Raw genomic sequence first — 23,169 nt, forward strand, 5'->3', positions numbered from 1 at the left:
TTTGCATCAAGAATATTGGATTTTAGAGGTGAAGGTCACCCCAAAGTCTAAACAAAATACAATTGTGGGATTTGAAGGCGAGGTATTAAAAATACGTGTTACTGAGGTCCCAGAAAAAGGTAAGGCTAACGAAGCAGTTATTGCTTTGTTAGCCAAAGCATTGTCTTTGCCTAAGCGTGACATCACGTTAATTTCTGGAGATACTTCCAGGAAAAAAAGAATCCTCTTACCGAAGTCTACGGAATCGATTGTCTTTCAGTGGAGAGAAAAGGGATTTTACGCAGGGCTATAGTTTTTATCCGTGTCTGGTTTATCGCTTTTTACCGCGGCTTTTTTATCTTTATTATCTTTAAAGATTATAGAACGGAATTGTTTGCGTTCTGTTCTGTTGATTTTCAAACCTAAACGACGGATAACATCTTCATTAAATGTTGTTGTTTGTGGTAGCGGCTCGGCGATAATTTTTTTTAATCCTTCGATATCTTGCTGTTGGTTCAGTAGGTGGTAAACCATTTGAGCCGCTTGTCTGCCGGATTTTTTAAAATCTACGCCACAAGCGACGCAGGCTCCTTCAGCGACTAAAGAGAAGTCATCGGTAATGATAGGGATTTTTTCTTTAAGGATGTCTTCAATGAATGCGGTGCCGAGTTTATGAGCTAGCGACGAGAAAGGAATAAAAATGGCAGAGGGACGTTTGTCGATGGCTTGTTGAATACGAGTTTTGAAATTTGCTGGTGTTACGCTAATTTCTGTAACAGAAATCCCTGAAGCGTGGAGTTTTTTCTCAATTTCTTGTTGTAGAGCGGATGGAAAAGGCTCAGCAGGTTGTAGATATACTAATGACTCGGCGTTTGTTCTTACAGCTTGTATAGCAAAACAACATTGGTTGATATCTAAGGAATCGTTAACACCGTAGATATTCGTTTGTTTTTTGGGGAAAACTAGAGTCTCTCCTTCAGGAACTGCAGCATAGATAATCGGCTTTTTTGTTTCGATTTGGCTCATGATTTTTGTTGCTATCGAGCCTAGGGTAACAATAGCAACGATATTTTGATCGCTGTGCAATGTGCGCGCGAGTTTCCTGGCTTTGACTACACTATCTTCGGCATTAACGACAACCACTTCGGGAGAGTTGTCGAATGTTTTTAAAACCTCTATGCAACTTTGACTACAATCTTCGAGTATGGAGTGAGAGAAAGATAAGAACACGGCGACTTTGGGAGAGCCTTGCTCAGGATTCGGTGAGGAGACAACTACAGAAATAAAGGAGCAGATAATGGAAAGGAAAAAAATATATTGAGCAATTTTACGAAGAATCATAGGGACAACACCATTGTATCATACACAGATGTTAGAGTTAAACGTTGGCAAGCTGCAACAATATCTTCTGTTTTCCCTAAAGAAGAAAAGCGCACATACCCTTTTCCACACGAGCCGAATCCTTTACCGGGAGTAATCGCAATATGATAGTGGTGTAAGAAGAAATCAAAGACATCTTCATCAGGGATATGCCCAGGGACTTCCACCCAGAGGTACGGAGCTTGCTCACCACCGTATACTGAAAAGTCGGCTTTTTGTAGTGCTTCACGTAAAAGAGAACTATTGTAGCGGTAATGTGAGATTGCCTCTAAGTTCGGGAATAGAGAAACTCCTGCGATAGCAGATTCTTGCACTGGTAAACATACCCCATTAAATGTGGTAAATAGCAGACGTTCCCAATCGCGAATTACGGGGAGACCATCGTTATATTGAAGATCCTTAGGAACGACATTCCATCCCAAACGTACTCCTGCAAAACCTAAAGACTTCGAAAAGGAGTTGACTTCTATAGCACAAGAACGCGCTCCGGGGATGTCAAAAATGCTTGTGGGTAAGGTAGGATCAGAAATAAACGCGCTATAGGCGGCATCGAACAAGATTATGCTCCCCTGAGCATTTGCGTAGTCAACAAGTTCTTTAAGTTGTTCTCTATTCAATACCGTGCCTGTAGGATTATTGGGAGAGCATATACAGAAAATATCTATCGCTTCGTCTTGAGGAATTTCAGGAAAAAAATGCGTTTCTTTTGTACAGGGAAGCTTGATGATTTTACGGCTTCCTGTGAGCAGAGCAGTATCAATATAGACAGGGTACGAGGGGTCTTGCACGGCGATAGTTTTCCCCGGACCAAATAAAGAAAATATACGGAAAATATCCATTTTGGCTCCCTCAGAGATAAAAATCTCTTCAGGGGAAACTTGACCATGATAAAACACTTCTGAGAGTTTTTCCCTCAACGCAGGTAACCCCAATTCTGGACCGTATCCACGATACGTTTTCGGATTTCCTAACTTCTCTACAGATTGCGTAAAGGTGTGAATAACTGATGTGTGTAGTGGGTAGGAGGTATCCCCTATAGATAGGTCTATAATAGAAGCTTCGGGGTGTTGTTTACGGAAAGCTTGGATTTTTTGACGAATACCAGAGAACAGATAGTTGGCTTCTAAATTGGAAAAGTTTGTATTTCTTCGCATTGCGGTTGTTTCGTTATCTGTAGCATATGGTAGACATCTTAAGAAAGGCCCTGCTTTTTTTATATACCTTTCTATTCTTTCTATACAAAAGCTGGTGGTCTCCTAAGGCGCTCTAGTGCAGAAGTTCCCTCCGCCTTTTACAAAACAATAAAGATTTCTTTATTTTAATATAAATGCACTCTTGTTTATGTCTTTTAGTTTGAGTTTATTTTCAAATAAAGTTTTATAATTAATTAAAAGGAATTAATTATTTTAGGTTAAATTATGAATCCGATTAACCCTTATGGGAGTTCAGTTCCTGGACCATCACAAGGTCCCGCAGAAGGAGGAGCCAAGAGTGATCCTCTCCGTGGCGTGGGGGGAAAGTTCACAAGAAGGGGAGCGATTCGCGGCCGTAAAGGTGAGCGTGGGTGTCAAGGATATCTCGAATCCAAGGTAAGTAAGCGGGGCAGTGAAAAAGCTCAGAAGGCTGCGAGTCGAGTGGGACAAATTGGTGAAAGAATTAAAGCTAGCGGAGCTAAAGCTAGCCGGGCGATCAGTCAAGTTGCCTCCAAAGCTGGAAAAATTCTTGCACAAACGGCAAGCCAAGTCAAAAGCAAGATCCAAAATAAGATAGGGGGGCAGAAAGGAGCTGTCAAGGGTAAGAAAGAGTCCCAGGGAACTCCACAGAAGTCACAGATGAAAGTTTTAGCTAAAGAAGCTGTGGCGAGAGTCGGGAAGATAGCTGCTGGAGGTAAGAGGGGCCTAGGTGCTGGTAAATCGGATGTTACAGAAAGTCCTTTGAAGCGGGCGAAAACTGAGGTACCCTCTGCTGAGGATCGGGGTACTTTTAGCCCAGATTTAGGGGCAATAGCTGGTAGAGATCGGGTGAAACTTCCTCGGGCGAGTTCTCCAGAGGGGGAGAGAAAATCTCAACGTATAGCCGACCAAAAGACCAAGGGAATCCTGAAACAACCTGGAACTCCTAAAACCGGTAAGAAGGGAGGCGTTCGTTGGGCAGACCAGGAAGGGAAGAATCTCGAACAATAGATTTTCGGTTTGATCTGATGCTTTATTTTGCATAGAAGAACTGCATCTTCATATTGTAAGGTGCAGTTTTTTTTATATTAAAAAGGTCCCACCCAGTTCACTGGGGTAACTGGATGGGAAAGGGAAAGTTTTCTTTTTACGTGACGACTAAATTGACATTTAGAATCACAAGCTTAGGAGTGATAGAGGGTTCGCAGGCGGGCTTTTCCTACGATGTAAGTATTCCAAACTCGTACTTCTCTTTATAATTATTCCTCTATTTTTGTCCTTCTGTTTTTTAATTTAATGAATTTGTGTTCTAATATTTCTGGTTATTAAGCATATATTCTTCTCAAGGTATTTCGGAAGAAAACGTGTATCTACAGGGATTTTTCTTAATCTATGTGTGAGGTGTTGCTAAATAAATCATCTCTTTCTATAGATTGTGGATACCATGGGAAGACTGTTACGATATGGCTGCTGTCTATGCAGTTTAGTATTTATTGGCTATTTTTCATCTTGTGTAACTGCAGGAGCTCAGGAAGTTGGGCGTTGTCCTGATTGTGAGAGCTTTAAAAAAGCTGTTCATCGGTCGGATCAACTACCTGAAAATATTCAAGAATCCGAAAATGGTTGTTATCTTACGGGGTATGTACAAGCTCTCGTAGATATGCATTTTTTAGATAGCTGCACCCAAGTGGTTGTTGAGGATAACGTTGCTTATGTATTCTCCCTTCCTGTCGATACGGTACTTTCTCATGCGATTATAGATTTTATCAAAGATTTACCGTTTATTGCTTCTGTAGAAATTTGTACTCGCTCCTATCAAGAGTGTTGTAAGGGGTATAGAGAAGATCGTCCTATATTACCCAAGCAGAAGGTTTTAGGAGCGGAAATTGTCTGTGGTAAAGAAGGTCTCTGGTTACCACAAAATACCATACTCTTTGCACCGTTAATTGCCGATCCTCGCCAGGTGACAAATAGTGCCGGCATTCGTTTTAATGAGAAGGTTATCGGGAACCGCGTAGGTTCTGCGATTTTTGGTGGCGACTTTATTTTGCTGCGCCTTTTCGATGTTTCTCGTTTCCATGGGGATTTAGATATTGGCCTTCAAGGGGGAGTTTTTTCCGTTTTTGATTTAGATCATCCGGATTCCTGCATGGTCAACTCGGACTTTTTCGTCGCCGGTTTGTTGGGATTCGCTGTTGATAAATGGAGTTTTCGTTTACGCCTTTGGCATCTGTCTTCACATTTGGGAGATGAATTTCTTTTAACGCATCCGGATTTCCCAAGATTTAACCTCAGTGACGAGGGCATCGATGTGTTTGCTTCCTTGCACTATAACCCGCAGATACGTCTGTACGGGGGAGTCGGTTACATTATCAGTAGAGATTTGACTTTTCCTGAACGCCCTTTATACATAGAAGCAGGAGCAGAATTACGTCCTTTTGGATTGCGCGAGGGGAATTTACATGCTCAGCCGATTTTCGCTATGCATTTTCGTTTCTGGGAAGAACAGCATTTTGGCATAGATCAGACCTATATCTTAGGTATGGAGTGGTCAAAATTTCGTGATGTGGGCAGAAAAATCCGTGCATTTGTCGAATACCATCAAGGGTTTTCTAAAGAAGGACAGTTTGTGCGAGAGCCGTGTAATTATTACGGCTTTCGCTTAACCTACGGCTTCTAGTCATACCTCTAAAAATCCCTCGGGATAAGGAGGATATTCGGGACCTATAGGCAACGTGTTGTCGATATATCTTTGGAAAATTTCTATACCAGCTTGAGGGGAAGAAATACAAAATACGCAATTGCTTACCCACTCCGAACCTCGGTTAGTTCCCGTTGTGCAATTGGTTTGGTAGATGGGGGTCACTTTCTCTCTCCAATAGGCAGCAGGACCGATTAAGAATATAGGAACAGGAGGTTTTTTCCCTGTTTTTATACTGACAAGCTCAAGACAAAACTCAAAATCTGTTCCCATACCTCCAGTGACAAATAAAGCGAGATCCACATGGAAGTGCTCTTGACGTTGAATTAAAGAGGAGAGCCTGTAGGTCATTTTCGCTTGTATGTAGGGATTGCTATCTTGGTATTTCATTGGGGACTGTTCGAAATCTATAACGTTGCCACAAGACAGAAGGTTGAGCTCTGTGGCCACCTCGTTGCCTATGGCCATGGCTCCGGGTCCGCCTCCGGTGATGATGGCTAAGGGGGTAGGAGGAGTAAATCCAGGAATAGGGAGGGTTTGGATAAGATTGTGTATGCCTTGTAATAATTCCTTGAGATCTTCTTTATACCCCTCTGCAATCATGCAAGAGCCGTGGATGCCAATAAAGTAAGCAGAGCGAAATTCGTGGGTGCGTGTTATAGGCACGAACATTCCTGAATCTTTTCCACGACGTTTGACGTATTGTAATACGTGTTTAGAGACTTGGTCTACCCAGAACGTAGGGATCCCAGCAAAGTATAAATCCATAAGTAAAGTGCGGTCATGCTCGGAAAAATACTCGCCATAATTGTAGGAGGGTACTTGAAAATAGATTTGTTTCAGACAGTAGTTGACATGATAGGAAAGCAACATCCCTTTGAGACACGAAGAAGGGAAATAACGAGAGAACAGTACGCCCTGGCTGGTAATGTGTCCTGTTTCCATAGCATGTAGGAAGGGGAAGCAGGGTTGTTCTTCGATGTATTCTTGTAGGTTTTCGGGATATGGATGTTTTTTGTCATGTAGGGATTTGGCGGATCCTATCAACCAAGAGTTGTGTGATAACTCGAGAATTTCACTACCTTTGGAAATAAATGTGGCCGCTTTTTCTTGGGTACCTGGTGCCGTTTCAAAAATGTTGAAAAGACATTGCTCGGATTCTAGGGAGGATTGTAGGAAATCTCGATAACAGAAGAAAGAGTGTTCTTTATACGGTTCTATAGTGAAGAATTCTAAAGGAATCGTTTCGACGGGAACTGTGGAAGATCCATAAAATTCGTAAATATCTCCGGATTCTTGTGTGGTAGGCTCTAAAATATTTGCTGCTGTATGTTGTACTCCCTGGGGAAGGAGGGAGTCGACAACACGAGCAAATACCGTACGGATATGTAAAGGCTCCGTTTTTATCAGTAAAATACGATCACGTAGGGGCAGCTTCTCACGTTCTATTTTATGTTGGTACAGGGATAGGAAATTGCGTACTCTCATGTTTGGCTGGCCTAAGGCTTTTCCTATTAAAGGAAGGAGGCCGTAGATCTTATGATCATAGTGAATGACACCAGGAAGAGTCGGCAGGGTCACGACTAGACGGTCATCAATAACATCTAAAGAAATGAGATGTTCTAATTTCTTCCCAAAACATAACAAAGGCATTCCTGCTTTATCGGTATGTTTGAGCATTCTTTCTAGGTATTGGGGGGAGCGTACGAGTCGACGGTCATCGGCAGCGAATAATTTTGCAATGTAATCCCCAGGTTCTAATAGGGTGAGCATCACAGAAGCGACAGGGTCATGACTGCTAATTTGTAGAAGTAAACGTGCTCGGGAACATTCTTTACTTAATTCTATTTCTTTAATTTTTGCATCCACTCCCAGTTGTGCTAGTGAGCTTTTTAGATTGAGATGTAAGCAATGCTTAGGTAAATGGAAACCCAAGAAGTACTCGGGGATATGTAGTATTTCTATTTCCCCCTCGTATGTATTCGGCGATAGCATATGCAAGGGAGACGTAAGGTACCCATCAGGAGAAATGGCGTCGTGGTTCCTGTGGAATAAGTTATACATATATCCTCCAAAAAAATAGGCTTTTATAGCTTGAGAGTCTTGTTTTAGATGAAAAAGATTTTTAAGAAAATGCAAAGAAATGTCTTTGCGATTGAGAATTATTTTTCTCTGGATACAATGGAGGGTTTTTAAGAAGGATGGGAAATATGCGAATTCCAAGAAGCGTTGGTACACACGACGGTTCTTTTCATGCTGATGAGGTTACAGCGTGTGCTTTACTTATTTTGTTCGACCTTGTTGATGAAGATAAGATCGTCCGTACGCGAAATTCTGAAAAGCTCGCCGAGTGCGAATATGTATGTGATGTCGGTGGGGTCTATTCTCCAGAGCAAAAAAGATTCGATCACCACCAGGTAGCCTATGAAGGACCCTGGAGTAGCGCAGGAATGGTATTGGATTATCTTAAGGAACAACGACTTATCGATCTAGAAGAATATCATTTTCTAAATCATACGTTAATTCATGGTATCGATGAACAAGATAATGGAAGGTTTTTTTCGAAAGAAGGCTTTTGTTCTTTTTCTGATATCATTAAAATCTACAATCCTGAAGAAGGGAGAAATGCTTCGGATGCGGATTTCTTTTTCTCTTTAAAATTTACGATCGACTTATTGAAACGTTTGAGAAATAAGTTTCGCTACGATCGCATGTGTAGAGATGTTGTCCGATCTGCCATGGAAAAAGATGAATTTTGTTTATTTTTTGATCGTCCGTTGGCATGGCAAGAAAATTTCTTTTTTTTAGGTGGTGAGCAACACCCTGCAGCATTTGTGTGTTTCCCTGCTTGTGATCAATGGATTCTTAGGGGAATCCCTCCCACTTTAGATAGGCGTATGGAAGTACGTGTGCCCTTCCCAGAAAGTTGGGCAGGACTGCTGGGCAAAGAGCTCGAAGAAATCAGTGGTATTCCTGGAGCCATTTTTTGCCATAAGGGATTGTTTTTGTCTGTTTGGGATAGCAAAGAACATTGTCGGCGCGCCTTGCGGTTGGTGTTAGAAAATCGAGGATTAGTATGACCGTTTTTGAAAAGATTATAGAAGGCGCGATAGATTGCGAAAAAGTTTTTGAAAATGAAAATTTTATAGCTATAAAAGATCGTTTCCCCCAGGCTCCTGTTCATCTCTTGGTTATTCCTAAAAAGCACATAGAAAAATTACAAGATATGCAGGATGAGGATTTTTCTTTACTTGCTGAAGCAGGAAAAATTATTCAGCAATTAGCGGAAGCTTTCGGTATTGCTGAGGGATATCGTGTTGTAATCAATAATGGTACTGACGGGGGACAGAGCGTATTCCATTTACATATTCATCTTTTAGGTGGAAGTTCTTTGGGGGCTATTGCGTAATTTTTTTTTACTCTTTAGCTCATGTGGCTCATGGATCCCAATCTTTGCGTCAGCATTTGCTTATTGGTGATTTCCCTCGAGCTATTCAGGAAGCTCAGGCCCTTTTGTCCTCTTCCGAATGTTCACTTTCCGAAACCCGACTTGCTCTAAAAGCCTTAGCCCAAGGGAAGGATTACGACTCCTGGAATCGAGAGTTTACTAAAGCTCGTCAATGCTACCCGCAACTAGCTAAAGATCGCGATACCTTAGAAGATTTTGCTCAACAAGTGCTTTCGGATGGTATGCGCCATCCTTCAATGACGGTACGCGCAGTGAGTATACTGTCTATAGGCTTAGCTAGAGACTTTCGTTTAGTCCCTCTTGTTCTAGCGAGTCTGTCTGATGATAGCGTGATTGTGCGTACCCTGGGCCTACAGGTCGTCTTGCAGTATGGATCTCAGAGTTTAAAAGATGCTGTCTGTAAAATTGCGCGCCACGATGATTCTATGCAGGTGCGTATGATGGCCTACCAAATTGCTGCGATTTTAGATATTGAAGAACTCCTTCCTTATCTTCAAGAACGTGCAAATAACAAACTTGTCGATGGTGAGGAACGTCGGGAGGCGTGGAAAGCTTCTCTCATGCTGACCCCACATGGGCTGTCTAAATCTAGAGTACACGAAGATATGGATCAGGCTTTATTTGCCTGCGAACTCTTGCATCATTTGGGAGAAGAAAAAGAGGAGAGCGTGCTCCTAGATTTATTATCTATTCAGTACCCGGAAGTTCAAGAATCGGCATTACGCGCAGCCTTATCTTGTGGACGCGAGGTGAGCTGTGAATCAAAAAAAATTGCTGATCAAGTGCACGCCATGGCTCAAACGTCTCCCTTCCCTAAAGTCCGTCTACAGGCAGCAGCTCTTCTCTATCTTCAAGGAGATCCTTTAGGGGAAGATTTGCTAGTGCAAGGTTTACTTTCTCCTCTCGCCTCGATTTGTGAGTCAGCATCTGCTGCCGTATGTTCTTTAGGCATAGGCGGAAAAGATCTTGCTGATAAGTATCTGCATCGTGTGGTCTCCAGGAAGGCCGCAGCAAATCTCGCGATTTTACTGCTTGTCAGTCGTACGCATGTGGAAAGAGCTGGTGATGTTATAGCGGATTTTATCAGTGATCCTGAGATGTGTTGGGCGATCGAACAGTTTCTTTGGAGTTCACAATGGAACCCTAAAAGTGCTTCTCTGCCTCTCTATTTTGATATGGTAAAAAGAGAGATAGGGAGAAAGCTGATCCGTTTGCTTGCGGTAGCAAAATATAGTAAAGTCAAAAAAGTGACGGGAGATTTTCTTTCTAATCGGCAACAACATGGCTGGAGTTTTTTTTCAGGAGTATTCTGGGAAGAAGGGGATGAACACACGGCGCAGATATGGACTGCGGATAAAAGTTTTGCTTCTAAGTTAGAGTCCACGTTAGCTAGGTTGTGTCAGAAAAAAAATAGCGAATCTTTGCATCAAGCTATAGAGCTCTATCCTGAAAGTCGTTGGCAAGATAAACTTGCTATTTTAGAAGGTATCGCTTTTTCGGAAAATCTCGAGGGCGTGGATTTCCTTCTGGAATGTTGTTCCCATGAAACCCCTTCGCTGCGTTGTGCAGCCGCAGGGGCTTTATTTGCTCTATTTAAGTAGATCTGTTTCCTTGAGTTTGACTAAATTGTTGAGTGGATGCTCTGGGTCAATCACCAGCTGATCTAAATGCATTTTGTACTTTTCTAATTCTTCAATGAGTGCAGATAGCGCTTGCTCACATTCCTCTTTAGATAATAAAGATGAAGAATATGTCTCCAAGGCGGCGAAAAATTCATCAACAAAGTGGACCAGGTTATAAATAAATTTTTTTAAATAGATAATAGACTTCTTTTCAGTATTTTTATTTGTCATAGTTAATTTGTTTTGTTTGTTAGTTTCTTTTTAAAATAAAAAGGAGTTTTCTAAAAAATTTTAATATAAAAAAAGAATTTTGGTAGTTTTTATAGATTTTTAAGAAGACTTATTTTAACCTAGCAGAAAAGTTTAAAGTGCAGGGATGTTTTCACTATGCTCACACAACCTTTGTCTTTGAAAATGCTTCGCGCCTCCTTGTTCTCTTTAAGTTTCTGTTATTCTGGTCGCTATCTCCATCGAATCTCACTGTTTTCCAAGTAAATTTTTTGCCGAGGATAGGGGTTAACGTTATCTGCCTCGAGAGTTTTTCTTCGGCCTAGGTATGTTTACAGTTAAGAGTTTTGCAATGAATTTTGGATTATTTTTATGTTGTTTGCTTGGCATTCAGGCCTTGTGTTTATGTATAGGTCGTCGAGGCAGCTCTACAGTTCAGGATCGTGAGGGGTATTTCCTAGCAGGAAGGAGCTTAAAAACGTTTTCTTTAACGATGACGTTTATCGCTACACAAATTGGCGGTGGGGTACTACTTGGCGCAGCTGAAGAAGCTGCACGTTACGGTTATGCAGTGATCTTGTATCCTTTAGGTGTGGCTTTAGGTTTGATATTTCTTGGTGTCGGGCCAGGAAAGAAATTAGCGTTGGGATCGATTGCTACCGTAGTGACGCTTTTCGAGAGCGTGTATAAATCAAAAAAGCTACGAAAAATGGCTTTTCTTCTTTCAGCTCTATCTTTGTTTTTTATTCTTGTAGCGCAGATAGTTGCTTTGGATAAGCTATTCGGCGTGTTCACTTACGGCAAATATCTCACCGCCATTTTTTGGATCACCTTAGTATTCTATACTTCTACAGGAGGATTTTGTGGTGTTGTCAGAACAGATATCGTGCAGGCGGGATTTCTCCTGATTGCTGTGCTGACTTGTGCTGTTTCTGTTTGGTACGGCGCATCTCAGTTTACTCCCATCTTATCGAACTCTGTTTTTGAGTCCCTACCCACAAGCAAGCTTCCCGGATGGATTTTCATGCCTATGATCTTTATGATTGTCGAGCAGGATATGGCACAACGTTGTGTCGCGGCCTCATCACCGCGCAGACTCCAATGGGCAGCCATCTTTGCCGGGATCGTCATCCTTTTGTTTAATCTTATCCCATTATTTTTAGGTTCTCTGGGAGCAAAATTAGGAGTTTCTCCCGGCTGTGTCCTCATCGATACCGTAGCTTATGTAAGCGGACCATCATTAGCCGCTATTATGGCAGCAGCCATTGGTGTGGCCATACTGTCTACAGCAGATTCTTTGATTAGTGCTGCTGCTCATCTAATTAGTGAAGAAGTGCCTCAACTATCTTCGTTAAACTACCGTTACTTGATTGGCATGATTGCGGTATTCGCTCCCGTTGCTGCTTTAGGCTTTAGCAATATTGTGGACTTGTTGATGCTAAGCTACGGCCTATCCGTGTGTTGCCTTTCCGTTCCTCTAGGCGCGGCTCTTCTCACTCGCTATCAAGCTAGCACTCCTGCAGCTTGGGCAGCAGTGCTCACCGGAGGAAGCGTGTATATTAGTGGATATTTCATCACCGTGCCTTTCTCTAGGGATGTCATCGCTTGGTTAAGCTCTCTTACAGCGTTTATTTTTATCGAAATTTTATACGTGTACATCGGAAAGCCTTCTGAAGAGAAAGTCTGATTCTCTGTTTTCGATGATCTTTTTCTGTACACCTGGTGTCTGTGCTCACCTTCTTGTTTTCACAAGAAGGTGAGTTGCGTAGTTAAGCTTGTCTTGAATCAGGATTCGGAAGGTGTTTTAAACTAGAAAGGAGTTCTATAAAAGAAGATAAGAAGGCTTGGAATAAAGGTTCGTCGGGATGGTTAGGGATGCCTTGGAGTATTTTTCTACAATAATAAATTAGCCAGTATAAAGCATAAAATAGACATTGTAAAAGGTAGAGTTTGCATGTTTGTTTTACCATATACCTCCATGAAGAAAATACTCTTATTCCTTCATTGTTATTTGATAATCAAATAGTTAAACATGCAAAACTTTGCAATATAATTTTTTAAAATAAATTTAACGAATCGTTATTAAAGATTTTTATATTTTCATTGATTAGTTATTTTTAATTGTAAAGTAGCCCTTAAGATCACCTCCACGTTTTTTCGTGGTTGTGATTTTGCAGAGGAAAATTCCTATCTATGGCTTCCTTGGCAGATAGAGTACGTCTCTCTTATGGATGCGAATAGATCACTAAGTTCTTCAGGTGTGATGTGTTGTTTCCCATCACAGAGAGCTTTTTCTGGAGACTCATGTATTTCTATCATTAAGCCATCAGCACCCGCCGCCATAGCAGCTTTTGCTAAAGGAGGCACTAAAGAGCGTTTCCCCGCGGCATGAGAAGGATCTACAATCACGGGAAGAGGACTCACTTCTTTAAGTAAAGCCACAGTGTTCAGGTCTAGGGTATACCGTGTGGACGTTTCAAAAGTGCGTATACCGCGTTCACAAAGAATGACACCAGGACAGGAGGGAGAGTTCAGAAGATATTCTGCAGAGGATAGCCACTCTTCTATAGTTGCGGAAGGGTGACGTTTAAGAATAACAGGACGATGACTTTTGCTGACTTCTTGAAGCAGGACAAAGTTTTGCATATTCCTTGCTCCGATACGAAGAAAATCCACGTTTTCTGCTGTAATTTCTACATCACGAACATCTAAGACTTCGGTTTCCGTAAGTAGGCCGTGAATACGCTGAGCTTCTTTATGCCAAATCACCTTTTCTTTCCCCCAGCCTTGAAAAGTGAAGGGGCTTGTTCTAGGTTTTCTTATCGATCCTCGCAGTACTGTAGCTCCTGCTGCTTTGGCAGCAAGACCGATAGTCACAGTATGCTCGTAGCTTTCTAGAGTGCAGGGGCCTGCTATAAGAAGAGGCTCTCCTTTCCCTATGACGATATCAGAAGATAGGGAAAGAAGAAAATTCGGATCCTTAGCAGATTGTTTTAACGTGTGTGGGAGAGGATAGGTAGTCGTAAGAATAAGAAAGCATCCTTTGAGTTATGGTTGGTTTTGCGCATCTCCTTGGTTTGTTACTCTTGATGTGTCATGAGCATCTTTAGGTAACAAACAGTTGTAGTGGTTGTTTGCACGTAATACAAAAATCTTAGCCTGTTGCTCCGGAACATAGTCCGTTTGGAAAAATCCTTGAGTCGCCGCTAACGGACTGAGTTGTCTTACGGTTTGTGTTAAACTCGCATCTCCTAGGTATTGGCAAAGAGCTAATGAACCTAAAGCTGAAGAAATCGCACTAATATGCTCATCTTCTGCCTGAGTGTTTACAGAGTTAAATGTGTGCATAAGCTCTCGGATATCTATAGTGTTTAAATCATGAATAAGGGATTGATACGCCTCAGGATGTGGGTTGTTCCTACGTACTAAAGAGAAGAGGAAAGCACGTTGTAAGTTGTTATACGTAGTTAGTCTGTCAATATTTGACCAGAACAATGTCGTCCACATATCGAGATGTTCTGTTATGTCCGTTTTTATTCGGATAGTTTGTTCCATTGCATAGGTCTTGAGTCTACTTGCCAACTCTGTATTCTCATCTAACAGCTGTGCGTTCGTTTGCAAAAAGCTGTAAAGTAAAACGTCGTTGGGAACGGACTGACTAAACGGTGTAATCGTTCTTTGTGGGGTGGTTCTATGACCCACGACATCCATTTGATAAATAAATTGTTCCCATAAGAGAGGGTGGGCTGTTCGTGTATCCTGAAGTAACGCGGTCGTTTGCTCGGCATTTCCTGAATCCATGATTTGGAAGAACTTAGTTCTCATGTTGGGGCAAAGAGACAAAGCACAAGGATCTCTAGATAGGAAGGATAATAAGGATTCAATGGTTTGTGTAGTGATAGTATCTCCACATGCAGGGGGATGCCAGCAGAAGGCACCAAAAATACTTCCTCCCAAAGACAATACACGGTACGTGTTGGGCTTATTCCTTAAAGCTTGTTGTAAATGCGGTTGGTACAACAACATGATTTTCTTTGCTGCATTCGCTGTTACGCGATTGGTAAGTAAGGAAGGATATTGTAAAAGGAAGAAGAACATTTTTATCCCCTCCGCATAAACTTTATCCTTAGCATTTGTAGAAGCTTCTAATTCCAATCCCCTAAATATCTCAGAATTCATCATTTCTGTATAGGAAGCTACTTGATTAGGATTATGTTGGATATGAGATAAAATTGTGTCTAAAGATCTGCGTAATTCTTCTACAGGAGTATTTTGTGGCGTAGCTTGCATCAATTTAGCGATGAGCCTGTAGGTGTGACCTAATTGTACAATCATATTCGAAGATCTAAACCCATCACAAAGCGAGAGAGCCACTTCAATCAAGCTTCCTGCTTGTTTTTGAGCCCAAGAAGCTTGCAGTTTTGTATTAAGAATATCTGCTACTTCTCCTTGCCAATTTAGAGCGTGCTCTAAGTCTAAGTTATTGCCTATAATCCCTGCTAATGTAGTTTTTGCATGTGTTAAGAAATCATTACATACCGTATTGTTTGTTGCACATGAAGGATGAGAGAGTAGGAAAGCAAGGAAAGCTACAGGGGTAGGGATCTGTTGATCCGGCCTTGCTCTCATTAGGGATTGAGTGAATTTCTGGTAATGTCCTTGAATTTCTACAGGGAGCGAGGTGATGATCGGGAGAGTATTTTCCTCGGTTAGATCTCCAGCAGTTAGGGTAGCACTCACCGTATTGAGTAACTCATCTAACGTTGTTTGAAAAAGAGTTTCTTCTTGCTGTTTTTCCTGAGGTAGCTGTTGGATTTTTTGATGGCTGAGGAGCGTGTGCGATAAGAACTCTAAAACCAACTCTAATTGATTTGCAGCTCCCGTTATAGGCAATACGTCGCCTCGGAAGATATGTTGTAAAATTGGGCTCGAAGGCTCTGTTTGAATGATATTTTTCAGAGCTTCTGCTAACATCTCCGGAGCATCGGTCATCTGACCTAAGATTAAAGCTCGAACGTTCTGTTCCCCTCCCAGATTGGTTAAACGTGCTTCATCTAAAGTGTAAAGAGCCAGGTTACGTAAATAAGAAATTGCTTTAGGTGTGTGTATGGGGGAAAGAAGAATGTTATCGTACAGATCTTTCACATTGTTGTAGTCCTGGCATTGTCTAATCACCGTAGCCATCTGTTCCGTAAGTAAAAGATTTCTCGCCGATGACTGGGCAAAAGGTAATCCCATAATACGCTGAGCTTCCTTCTCGAATGCTTGCGGATCTCCTGAACGCATTAATGAACACATCCACCCTATGTGGAAAGAACGGTAAAAGCAGTTGCCGTCTCCAGGAACATCAACAGAGTAATAGTTGTCATTCAGGTGGGTTAACTGGGATAACAGCAAACGAGAGACGCGAGTGTGTTCATTTTGAGGATTACCTGTGCGGACGACAGTTTCAAGATCATGCATCATTAAATGGAATGTCGAGCGAATGTTTTTAGGATAGGTAGCAATGAATAGAGGATTAAGGATTTGCGCAGAGGTAATCGTTAAACGCGCATTGTTAGGAGCTAACCCTTGTTCATTAAAATGAACCATAGCTTCTAAAGATTTATTATCCACACCTTGTGGTAACACCCCTAAGCTTTGTATGCGCCCAATAATTTCAGATAGACTAGGTAATCCTGGGAGTAGAGGTCTTTGTTGTACTTGAGGTAGTCGTAGAGTTTCTGTTTTGGGCTGAGGGGGTGGGGTAGGTGCAGCAGGAGGAGGAGTGATCGGCTGTGGACGCGGTTGTGTTGTCCCTGTTGGGATAGGTGTAGCCGCAGGGAGATTTACAGGAGCTGGGGGAGTAGGATGTTGAGGCGGTTGTAATGGAGCTCTTCTTCGTAAAGATTCAAGATATGCAGGTGAGCCCGCGACAGGCGTTCTAGGCAATTGTGGTAGAGGGAGTTGGGACCTGGGAGTCTGTGGTACAACAGGAATTATAGGTTGTGGGGTCACTTGTGCTGTGTGACGAGTACAGTAGTGAAAGAGCAGCAGGAGACCCAAAGTAATGATATGCAACAGCACATAGGCAACTAGCCTCAAGGCTCTAATACACAAGGGATCCTGTGGATTGACTTGTAAATGATAAAGATTATTTCTTCCTGGAGTAGGGCAGGAAGGGGGGGGTAAAGAAGATGAGCTCATAATTGAATTTTTTTATATGGTCACATACTTACTCGCTTTCGATGTCAATTAATTTAAAATCATATTTCGAGTTTGATGATTTATTATTGTGTATGTAAAGTATACCATACTTTTAGTTATTATAGCATAGTTTTTATGAAACAGTTGATTTCTTACCTTCGAATCTTGTTTTTCGGGTGTTGTTTATTCTTAGTAGGTTGCAGTTCTTCTGTTAAGAGAGATAAAATTTGGATAGTAGGTACGAATGCTACCTATCCCCCCTTTGAATTTATTGATGAAAACGGAAATACCATTGGTTTTGATATAGATCTTGCGGAAGCGATTAGCCGACAACTTGGTAAAGAATTGAAGGTTGTGGAGTTCTCTTTTGATGCATTGATTCTCAATCTAAAGAAACATCGCATAGATGCGATTTTGGCAGGGATGTCAATTACGCAATCGCGTCAAAAAGAAATTGCTATGCTTCCTTATCATGGAGAGGGCGTCCGTGAGCTCACTGTTGTATCTAAACAGCCTGTAAATAAAGATACTGTTCTTCCTTTATCTAAATATTCTTCGGTGGCTGTACAAACGGGAACTTTCCATGAGGATTACCTGTTATCTTTGCCAGGAGTCTGTGTGCGTTCTTTTGATAGCACTTTAGAGGTTCTAATGGAGGTGGGTTGTAAGAAATCCCCAATAGCTGTTCTTGAGCCTTCTGTTGCTCGTGTGGTACTAAAAGAGTTTCCTGATTTATATACGACAACCGTAGATCTACCTGAAGATCAGTGGGTTTTAGGGTGCGGCTTAGGTATAGCGAAAGATCGTCCTGAGCACGTGAAAGAAGTTCAAAACGCTTTGGATGAGCTGCAAGCTGATGGAACTATCCTAAAATTAGAAAAAAAATGGGGATTAGATAAACAGGGTTTTTAACACCTTTTTATTAAGAAGACTCTTTCTCTCTATTTTTCGATCAGTATTTTAAATAGATCAGATTATTTTCTGTTATATAAGAATGCGTTTGTTTTTATACACTTTTATAATTTGATCTTTTCTATTCCTTTTGTTATTTTCTTTCTAATTATTTTAAGGTGCCGGATATGTTTGGATCATCTCCCTGTTGCCCTGGTTTCAAGGATAACCCGGACTATGAAAACACGCATTTTTATTGTTCTTGTTGCAAAGGGGTAGTGCAACCCAGAGAAGTTTCTGTTCTTGTTGTCGGTAGTGATGGGAAGGCTAGTGGTATTGCTCCTGTTTTGCGATGTCAGAGTCATTTGATCAACGGCATGTGTTCTTCCGGGCCAATAACAACGTTATGGGGGTTGTACCCTAAGGATGAAGAGGCTGTTCGCACACAGGAAAAGATGAAAAGCGTATATTTCCGGATCCGCAACCTAGATATCTGTGCTTTGTTGAATTTTATCGGCGCGGGTATACTATTTTTTGCCGGAGTTACTCTTGGTGTCATTGTTGCTTCCCCGGTAATCCCCGGCGTGCATCATTGGTTTTTCCCAGCAATTTTATTAGGAGTGGGTTTGATCCTATGTTTGATAGGAGCCATTTTCAGTTACTTTTCAAAGGCTCGTGTACGGGAATGGTTAGATCTTTCACAACATTATGTGCAACATTGTGAGTTGGTGCATGTACAAGCTGGTACAGAAAAATATGTGGTACTTACAGAATTTCCTCCTTCGTGCCACTTATTAGATCCTATATTAGCGGCTCCGCCGTTTCATCCAACTGTTCTTCCCTTACCTATTCCTGAACTTCTCACTACAGAATCCGCTTCTTCTTTTTCTTAATTTTCGAGATAGTTACAATTTCATTTTTACGCATGTTTTGGGATTGTCTGTGGAAAAAGGTGTACGCGGAGATGTTTCATCAGGTAAATTAACCTTTTTAGGTTCAGGAAATCCCGAAGGGATTCCCGTTGCTTTTTGTCCCTGTGAGATGTGCAAGGGAAAACACATACGGCGTTTGCGTTCTTCCGTGCTGATTGAATGGGCGGGGAAGCATATTCTTATCGACGTCGGTCCCGATTTCCGTCAGCAAATGTTGGAAAATAATATTGAGAAACTTGATGGTGTATTTCTCACCCATCCTCATTATGATCATATAGGGGGTATGGATGATTTGCGTGTTTGGTATGTACTCCATCAGCAGTCTCTCCCTGTCGTTCTTTCCTCTTTTACCTATAAATATCTTTGCAAGGCGCGTGAGCATCTTGTTTTGCCTCCAGATAGAGATGCCTCGCTTTCTGCTGCTTTAAATTTTACTATTTTAAACGAAGATTATGGCGAGAGTACATTTTTGGACCTCCCTTTTACCTATGTTACCTATCATCAGAAGTCCTGCGAGGTTATGGGGTACCGTTTTGGAAATCTTGCGTACCTTACTGATATGAATCGGTATGATCATAAGATTTTTAGTTATCTTTCTGGAGTGGATACTCTGATTCTCTCGGTTTCTTCTACGCGGCCTCCTCAGGCGTTTGCTGGACTAGGTCATGCACATTTGACTATGAGTCAAGCAGAGGACTTCGCTTCTCTTGTAGGCGCAAAAAAATTAATTTTTACGCATATTAGCCATCACCTGCAAAAAGAGCTGGTAGATTATCCCAATAAGTTGTGGGCTTATGATGGTATGGAAGTTTCTTGGTCGTTCGTTAGGTAGACAATGAAAAAAAAGAGAAAAGAAGAGAAAAAGAGTCGAGAGAGTGCTTTAGGATGGCGTTTTTCTCTTCCCCGTGAAGAGCAGGATCCTTCTCAAGCATTGGCAGTTGCTTGTTACTCAGGGAAAGAGGAGCAACAGCGTGTGGAAGAACATAGTGAAGAGCTCGTTTCTCTTGCAGAATCTTGTGATATTACGGTTTTAGAAACACGTTCATGGATTTTGCGATCCTCATCTTCTTCAACATATCTAAATGAAGGCAAGCTTTTAGAAATCGAAGAGATTTTAAAAGTATTTCCTACGATTGGCACATTGATTGTTGATGAAGAAATCACCGCATCTCAGCAGAGGAATCTAGAAAAGCGTTTAGGACTCGTGGTTTTAGATCGTACAGAGTTAATCTTAGAGATTTTTGCTAATCGAGCGTTTACTGCAGAAGCGGGACTTCAGGTAGAATTAGCACGAGCACGTTACCTTCTCCCTCGTTTAAAAAGGATGTGGGGTCACCTATCGCGTCAAAAATCCGGAGGTGGTAGTGGCGGAGGATTTGTTAAGGGAGAAGGGGAGAAGCAAATCGAACTAGATAGAAGGATGATTCGTGAAAGAATTCACAAATTAACTTTGGATCTTAAGTCGGTAGAAAAGCAAAGAAAAGAGCGGCGTAAGGCTAAAGAGAAACGGGGGATTCCTTCGTTTGCTTTGATTGGTTATACCAATTCTGGGAAAAGTACTCTGTTGAATCTTTTAACTTCTGCGGAAACTTACGTTGAGGACAAACTTTTTGCGACTTTAGATCCTAAAACACGTAGGTGTGTTCTTCCTAGTGGGCAACGTGTTCTTGTTACAGATACCGTGGGGTTTATCCGGAAATTGCCCCATACTCTTGTTGCAGCATTTAAAAGTACTTTAGAAGCTGCGTTACATGAAGATGTTTTACTTCATGTTGTGGATGCTTCGCATCCCTTAGCTTTTGAGCATATAGAAACTACAAAAGAGATTTTGAAAGAATTAGGGGTAGACCATCCTAAAATCATCACAGTGTTAAATAAGATCGATGCGCTTCCCCATGGTAAGGCATCTACCAAACTTCGTTTGCTCTCACCACGTGCTGTACTCATCTCTGCCAAAACCGGAGAGGGAATTCAAAATCTTCTTGAGGCAATGACTGATGTCATTACTGAAGGCTTTCCTGAAGTTACATTAAAATTTTCTTATAAGGATTATGGCAAGTTTACAGAGCTGTATGATGCAGGTTTGGTCTTATCGCATCGTCGTAAAGATGATATTTTAATTGTAGAAGCTTATTTACCCCAAGAGCTGGAAAAACGCTACGGGCCGTTTATTGCGCGTAAACGTTCTTCTCAAAAGCAAATGGAAGATGAGTTTTTCGTTTAGAGAATTCCTTTACAAGCCAATAAGAAAAAAGAGAATCTTTATTAGTGAGGAAAAGTAGGGATACTTTAGAATACTGTCTTCGTGTTTTTTTTCAGATTTCATTAGAAACCTATGACAGTTATAGAAGTAAAGGGAACATTTAAACTTGTTTGTTTAGGGTGTCGTGTAAATCAATATGAAATTCAGAGTTACCGCGATCAGTTAAACTTCTTAGGATACCGCGAAATCACAGATCCTGAAGTTCCATGTGATCTTTGTATTGTGAATACCTGTGCAGTTACCGGATCCGCAGAAAGCTCGGGACGTCACGCTGTACGTCAAGTTTGTCGACAAAATCCCGATGCTTTTTTAGTTGTTACTGGTTGTTTAGGAGAGGCTGATAAGGAATTTTTTAATTCTTTAGACAGACAATGTCTTCTCGTTTCTAACAAAGAAAAGCACCTGTTAATGGAAAAGATCTTCCCCTCGATTCAAGATCTTCCAGAATTTCGCATTCGTAGTTTTTCAGGGAAATCCCGAGCTTTTATCAAAGTTCAGGATGGGTGCAACTCGTTTTGTTCCTATTGTATTATCCCTTACTTACGCGGGAGGTCGCGTTCCCGTCCCGTTCAGGAAATTCTTGAGGAGATTTCTGGTCTCGTTACTCAGGGGTATCGTGAAGTTGTGATTGCTGGGATTAATGTTGGTGATTATCAAGATCAGGGAAAATCTTTAGCTTATCTTATTAGTCAGGTAGACGAGATCCCAGGTATAGAAAGAATACGGATTTCTTCTATAGATCCCGAGGATGTTCAGGACGACCTCCGTGATATATTATTATCAGGAAAGCATACGTGTCATTCTTCGCATCTTGTTTTGCAATCAGGTTCTAATGCGATTTTAAAAAGGATGAATCGGAAGTATTCACGGGGAGATTTTTTAGATTGTGTAGATGCTTTACGTTCTGTAGATCCTCAATATGCTTTCACAACAGATGTCATCGTGGGCTTCCCTGGGGAAACAGATCAGGATTTTGAAGAGACTTTGCGCATTGTAGAAGACGTGGGTTTTATTAAAGTCCATATTTTTCCTTTTAGCCCTAGAGAACGAACAAAATCCTATACCTTTTCTTCTCAACTGCCCGTATCTGTAATTAACGAACGGAAGAAGCATCTTGCTCATGTAGCTCGAGAGGTGGCCCATAGGGAGCAGATGCGCCGTATAGGAGATACGCTTTCGGTACTTGTTGAAAGAGTTGATGGAGGATTTGCCTACGGCCATTCTTCATACTTTGATATGGTAGGTTTCCCTGCAGATCCTTCTGAGGTTTCTGTGAATACATTAATCGATGTACGTATCGAGAGTGTCGAAGAAGATGTTCTAAAAGGAAAACGTGTATGATTAAAATAACACAGAGTTTTAGACCATATACGTTAATTCCTGGAATGTGCCTCCCTATTCCCGGATCGGCATTGTATGCTCAAGTATTTCCTACAGTATGGCGCATATTTTCGGCTTCGCATGAACTTCTTGATGAGGGTTATGTAGATGCTCAGGGACCTTTAAAGCGCTTTGCTGTATTTCAGGATTTGCATCGTGGAGGTCTTGCTGTTGTTTGTGAACAATACAAATACTACATTCTTCCCTCTGGGAAAAAAGTCGATTCTTTGAAAGGGCTCTTACCTTTTGCAGATTCTGCAGAGCCGTTACTTTCTTTAGGCGTGCATAAACATGCAGATCTACATAAAATACGCTGTCGTAGAGATTTAAAAGAGATCCTTCCTTTATGGTTGCGGTTAAGTGCTCTTGTTCCCACAGATGTACAAGATGCAGAATGTTTGAACAAGGGGAGTGGAAAACTTCTCGTTACTGCATACCAAAAGATTCAAGAAAGAAAAAAAACAGAAATTTATTCTGCGCTATCTTCGTTATATTTGGCAGGCTTTTCCGAGAATCTCTTACCTAGGATTTATGATACAGAATACCAGGGGATTCTTAAAGAGATGCCAAACAAGGATGTGCTAGAAAAGGTACCGTTCTCTTTATTTAGTTACAGTTTAGCCATGTTGCGCGATCTCTTTATTATGCGGGATAAAGAAATTGTGGAGATTCTTCCTTCATTACCTCCAGAATTTCCTTGTGGGAGGCTGATCCATGTGCACCTTAAGGGAATTGGAAAAATTTCATTAGAATGGAGTAAGAAGACAGTACGGCGTGTGTGTTTACACGCTGAGGAAACAGCCGAGCTTCTTTTGTGTTTTTCTTCAGAGTTATCTAGTTGTCGTTTACGCCAATGGGAAAAGAAACAGTTGGTGAGCTCTTCTACAGTTTCTCTAGGAGAAAGTATGGAGATAAAAAACCAAACTACGTATTTATGGGATTGTTTCCGTAAATAAGATAGTTTTT

General features: G+C 41.4%; 20 protein-coding genes. 13 read left to right on the top strand and 7 right to left on the bottom strand.

The window, feature by feature from the left end:
* Nucleotide 1 precedes the first annotated feature (1 nt).
* Entirely contained in the window at nucleotides 2-292 is a 291-nt protein-coding gene (locus FI836_RS03990) for a DUF167 domain-containing protein (RefSeq protein WP_139414801.1), read from the top strand.
* Here FI836_RS03990 and FI836_RS03995 read toward each other — a convergent pair.
* Both FI836_RS03995 and FI836_RS04000 read right to left on the bottom strand, forming a co-directional pair.
* The gene (locus FI836_RS03995; protein WP_139414800.1) at nucleotides 277-1,320 is read right to left on the bottom strand and encodes an ABC transporter substrate-binding protein; all 1,044 of its coding nucleotides are present in this window, start codon (nucleotides 1,318-1,320) and stop codon (nucleotides 277-279) included. The genes FI836_RS03990 and FI836_RS03995 overlap by 16 nt on opposite strands.
* Nucleotides 1,317-2,513, bottom strand: a complete 1,197-nt coding sequence (locus tag FI836_RS04000; RefSeq protein WP_011096931.1) for an LL-diaminopimelate aminotransferase — start codon at nucleotides 2,511-2,513, stop codon at nucleotides 1,317-1,319. The genes FI836_RS03995 and FI836_RS04000 overlap by 4 nt, the downstream gene beginning before the upstream one ends.
* Nucleotides 2,514-2,777: 264 nt before the next feature.
* Here FI836_RS04000 and FI836_RS04005 point away from each other — a divergent pair, with 264 nt between their 5' ends.
* Both FI836_RS04005 and FI836_RS04010 read left to right on the top strand, forming a co-directional pair.
* The gene (locus tag FI836_RS04005) at nucleotides 2,778-3,542 is read left to right on the top strand and encodes a hypothetical protein (protein ID WP_139414799.1); all 765 of its coding nucleotides are present in this window, start codon (nucleotides 2,778-2,780) and stop codon (nucleotides 3,540-3,542) included.
* A 433-nt stretch (nucleotides 3,543-3,975) separates the two neighbouring features.
* Entirely contained in the window at nucleotides 3,976-5,211 is a 1,236-nt protein-coding gene (locus FI836_RS04010) for a DUF1207 domain-containing protein (protein WP_172600162.1), read from the top strand.
* Here the strand turns inward: FI836_RS04010 and FI836_RS04015 are convergent, their stop codons facing one another.
* Nucleotides 5,212-7,296 carry an LOG family protein gene (locus FI836_RS04015; protein WP_139414797.1) on the bottom strand — a complete coding sequence of 695 codons (2,085 nt, stop codon included), beginning with the start codon at nucleotides 7,294-7,296 and terminating at the stop codon, nucleotides 5,212-5,214. It lies immediately after the preceding gene.
* Nucleotides 7,297-7,442: 146 nt separating this feature from the next.
* On the opposite strand from FI836_RS04015, the gene FI836_RS04025 reads away from it, so the two are divergent.
* The 3 genes from FI836_RS04025 to FI836_RS04035 are packed head-to-tail and all read left to right on the top strand — an operon-like array spanning nucleotide 7,443 to nucleotide 10,302.
* Nucleotides 7,443-8,312, top strand: coding sequence for an MYG1 family protein (locus FI836_RS04025; protein WP_139414796.1), 870 nt, complete (start codon nucleotides 7,443-7,445; stop codon nucleotides 8,310-8,312).
* On the top strand, nucleotides 8,309-8,641 hold the full coding sequence (locus tag FI836_RS04030; RefSeq protein WP_139414795.1) for a histidine triad nucleotide-binding protein: 333 nt from the start codon (nucleotides 8,309-8,311) through the stop codon (nucleotides 8,639-8,641). The genes FI836_RS04025 and FI836_RS04030 overlap by 4 nt, the downstream gene beginning before the upstream one ends.
* Before the next feature lie 44 nt (nucleotides 8,642-8,685).
* Entirely contained in the window at nucleotides 8,686-10,302 is a 1,617-nt protein-coding gene (locus FI836_RS04035) for a HEAT repeat domain-containing protein (RefSeq protein WP_139415305.1), read from the top strand.
* On the opposite strand, the gene FI836_RS04040 is transcribed toward FI836_RS04035, so the two are convergent.
* Complete coding sequence (locus FI836_RS04040) at nucleotides 10,291-10,554, bottom strand: hypothetical protein (protein ID WP_139414202.1); 264 nt, start codon at nucleotides 10,552-10,554, stop codon at nucleotides 10,291-10,293. The genes FI836_RS04035 and FI836_RS04040 overlap by 12 nt on opposite strands.
* Before the next feature lie 349 nt (nucleotides 10,555-10,903).
* On the opposite strand from FI836_RS04040, the gene FI836_RS04045 reads away from it, so the two are divergent.
* Nucleotides 10,904-12,238 (top strand): sodium:solute symporter family protein, encoded by a 1,335-nt coding sequence (locus FI836_RS04045; RefSeq protein WP_139934581.1) that lies wholly within the window; start codon nucleotides 10,904-10,906, stop codon nucleotides 12,236-12,238.
* 82 nt (nucleotides 12,239-12,320) lie between these two features.
* Here the strand turns inward: FI836_RS04045 and FI836_RS04050 are convergent, their stop codons facing one another.
* The 3 genes from FI836_RS04050 to FI836_RS04060 all read right to left on the bottom strand — a co-directional run bounded on the left by FI836_RS04050 (nucleotide 12,321) and on the right by FI836_RS04060 (nucleotide 16,737).
* On the bottom strand, nucleotides 12,321-12,521 hold the full coding sequence (locus tag FI836_RS04050; RefSeq protein WP_006342937.1) for a hypothetical protein: 201 nt from the start codon (nucleotides 12,519-12,521) through the stop codon (nucleotides 12,321-12,323).
* Between the two features lie 217 nt (nucleotides 12,522-12,738).
* Nucleotides 12,739-13,581, bottom strand: a complete 843-nt coding sequence (aroF, locus tag FI836_RS04055) for a 3-deoxy-7-phosphoheptulonate synthase (protein ID WP_028444368.1) — start codon at nucleotides 13,579-13,581, stop codon at nucleotides 12,739-12,741.
* An 18-nt stretch (nucleotides 13,582-13,599) separates the two neighbouring features.
* Nucleotides 13,600-16,737: a membrane protein gene (locus FI836_RS04060; protein WP_014943721.1), complete on the bottom strand. Its 3,138-nt coding sequence runs from the start codon at nucleotides 16,735-16,737 to the stop codon at nucleotides 13,600-13,602.
* Between the two features lie 135 nt (nucleotides 16,738-16,872).
* On the opposite strand from FI836_RS04060, the gene FI836_RS04065 reads away from it, so the two are divergent.
* The 6 genes from FI836_RS04065 (at nucleotide 16,873) to FI836_RS04090 (ending at nucleotide 23,159) form a co-directional block, all read left to right on the top strand.
* A complete protein-coding gene (locus tag FI836_RS04065) occupies nucleotides 16,873-17,649 on the top strand; it encodes a transporter substrate-binding domain-containing protein (protein ID WP_006342940.1) in 777 nt (258 codons plus the stop codon).
* Between the two features lie 167 nt (nucleotides 17,650-17,816).
* Complete coding sequence (locus tag FI836_RS04070; RefSeq protein WP_014943722.1) at nucleotides 17,817-18,521, top strand: membrane protein; 705 nt, start codon at nucleotides 17,817-17,819, stop codon at nucleotides 18,519-18,521.
* A gap of 49 nt (nucleotides 18,522-18,570) precedes the next feature.
* Complete coding sequence (locus FI836_RS04075; RefSeq protein WP_014943723.1) at nucleotides 18,571-19,392, top strand: MBL fold metallo-hydrolase; 822 nt, start codon at nucleotides 18,571-18,573, stop codon at nucleotides 19,390-19,392.
* 3 nt (nucleotides 19,393-19,395) lie between these two features.
* A complete protein-coding gene (hflX, locus tag FI836_RS04080; RefSeq protein ID WP_014943724.1) occupies nucleotides 19,396-20,784 on the top strand; it encodes a GTPase HflX in 1,389 nt (462 codons plus the stop codon).
* 111 nt (nucleotides 20,785-20,895) lie between these two features.
* A complete protein-coding gene (gene mtaB, locus FI836_RS04085; RefSeq protein ID WP_014943725.1) occupies nucleotides 20,896-22,164 on the top strand; it encodes a tRNA (N(6)-L-threonylcarbamoyladenosine(37)-C(2))-methylthiotransferase MtaB in 1,269 nt (422 codons plus the stop codon).
* Nucleotides 22,161-23,159 (top strand): hypothetical protein, encoded by a 999-nt coding sequence (locus FI836_RS04090; protein ID WP_139934582.1) that lies wholly within the window; start codon nucleotides 22,161-22,163, stop codon nucleotides 23,157-23,159. Before mtaB ends, FI836_RS04090 begins: the two co-directional genes overlap by 4 nt.
* Nucleotides 23,160-23,169: the final 10 nt, after the last annotated feature.

Source organism: Chlamydophila parapsittaci, assembly GCF_006385615.1.
Taxonomy (GTDB): Bacteria; Chlamydiota; Chlamydiia; order Chlamydiales; family Chlamydiaceae; genus Chlamydia; species Chlamydia psittaci.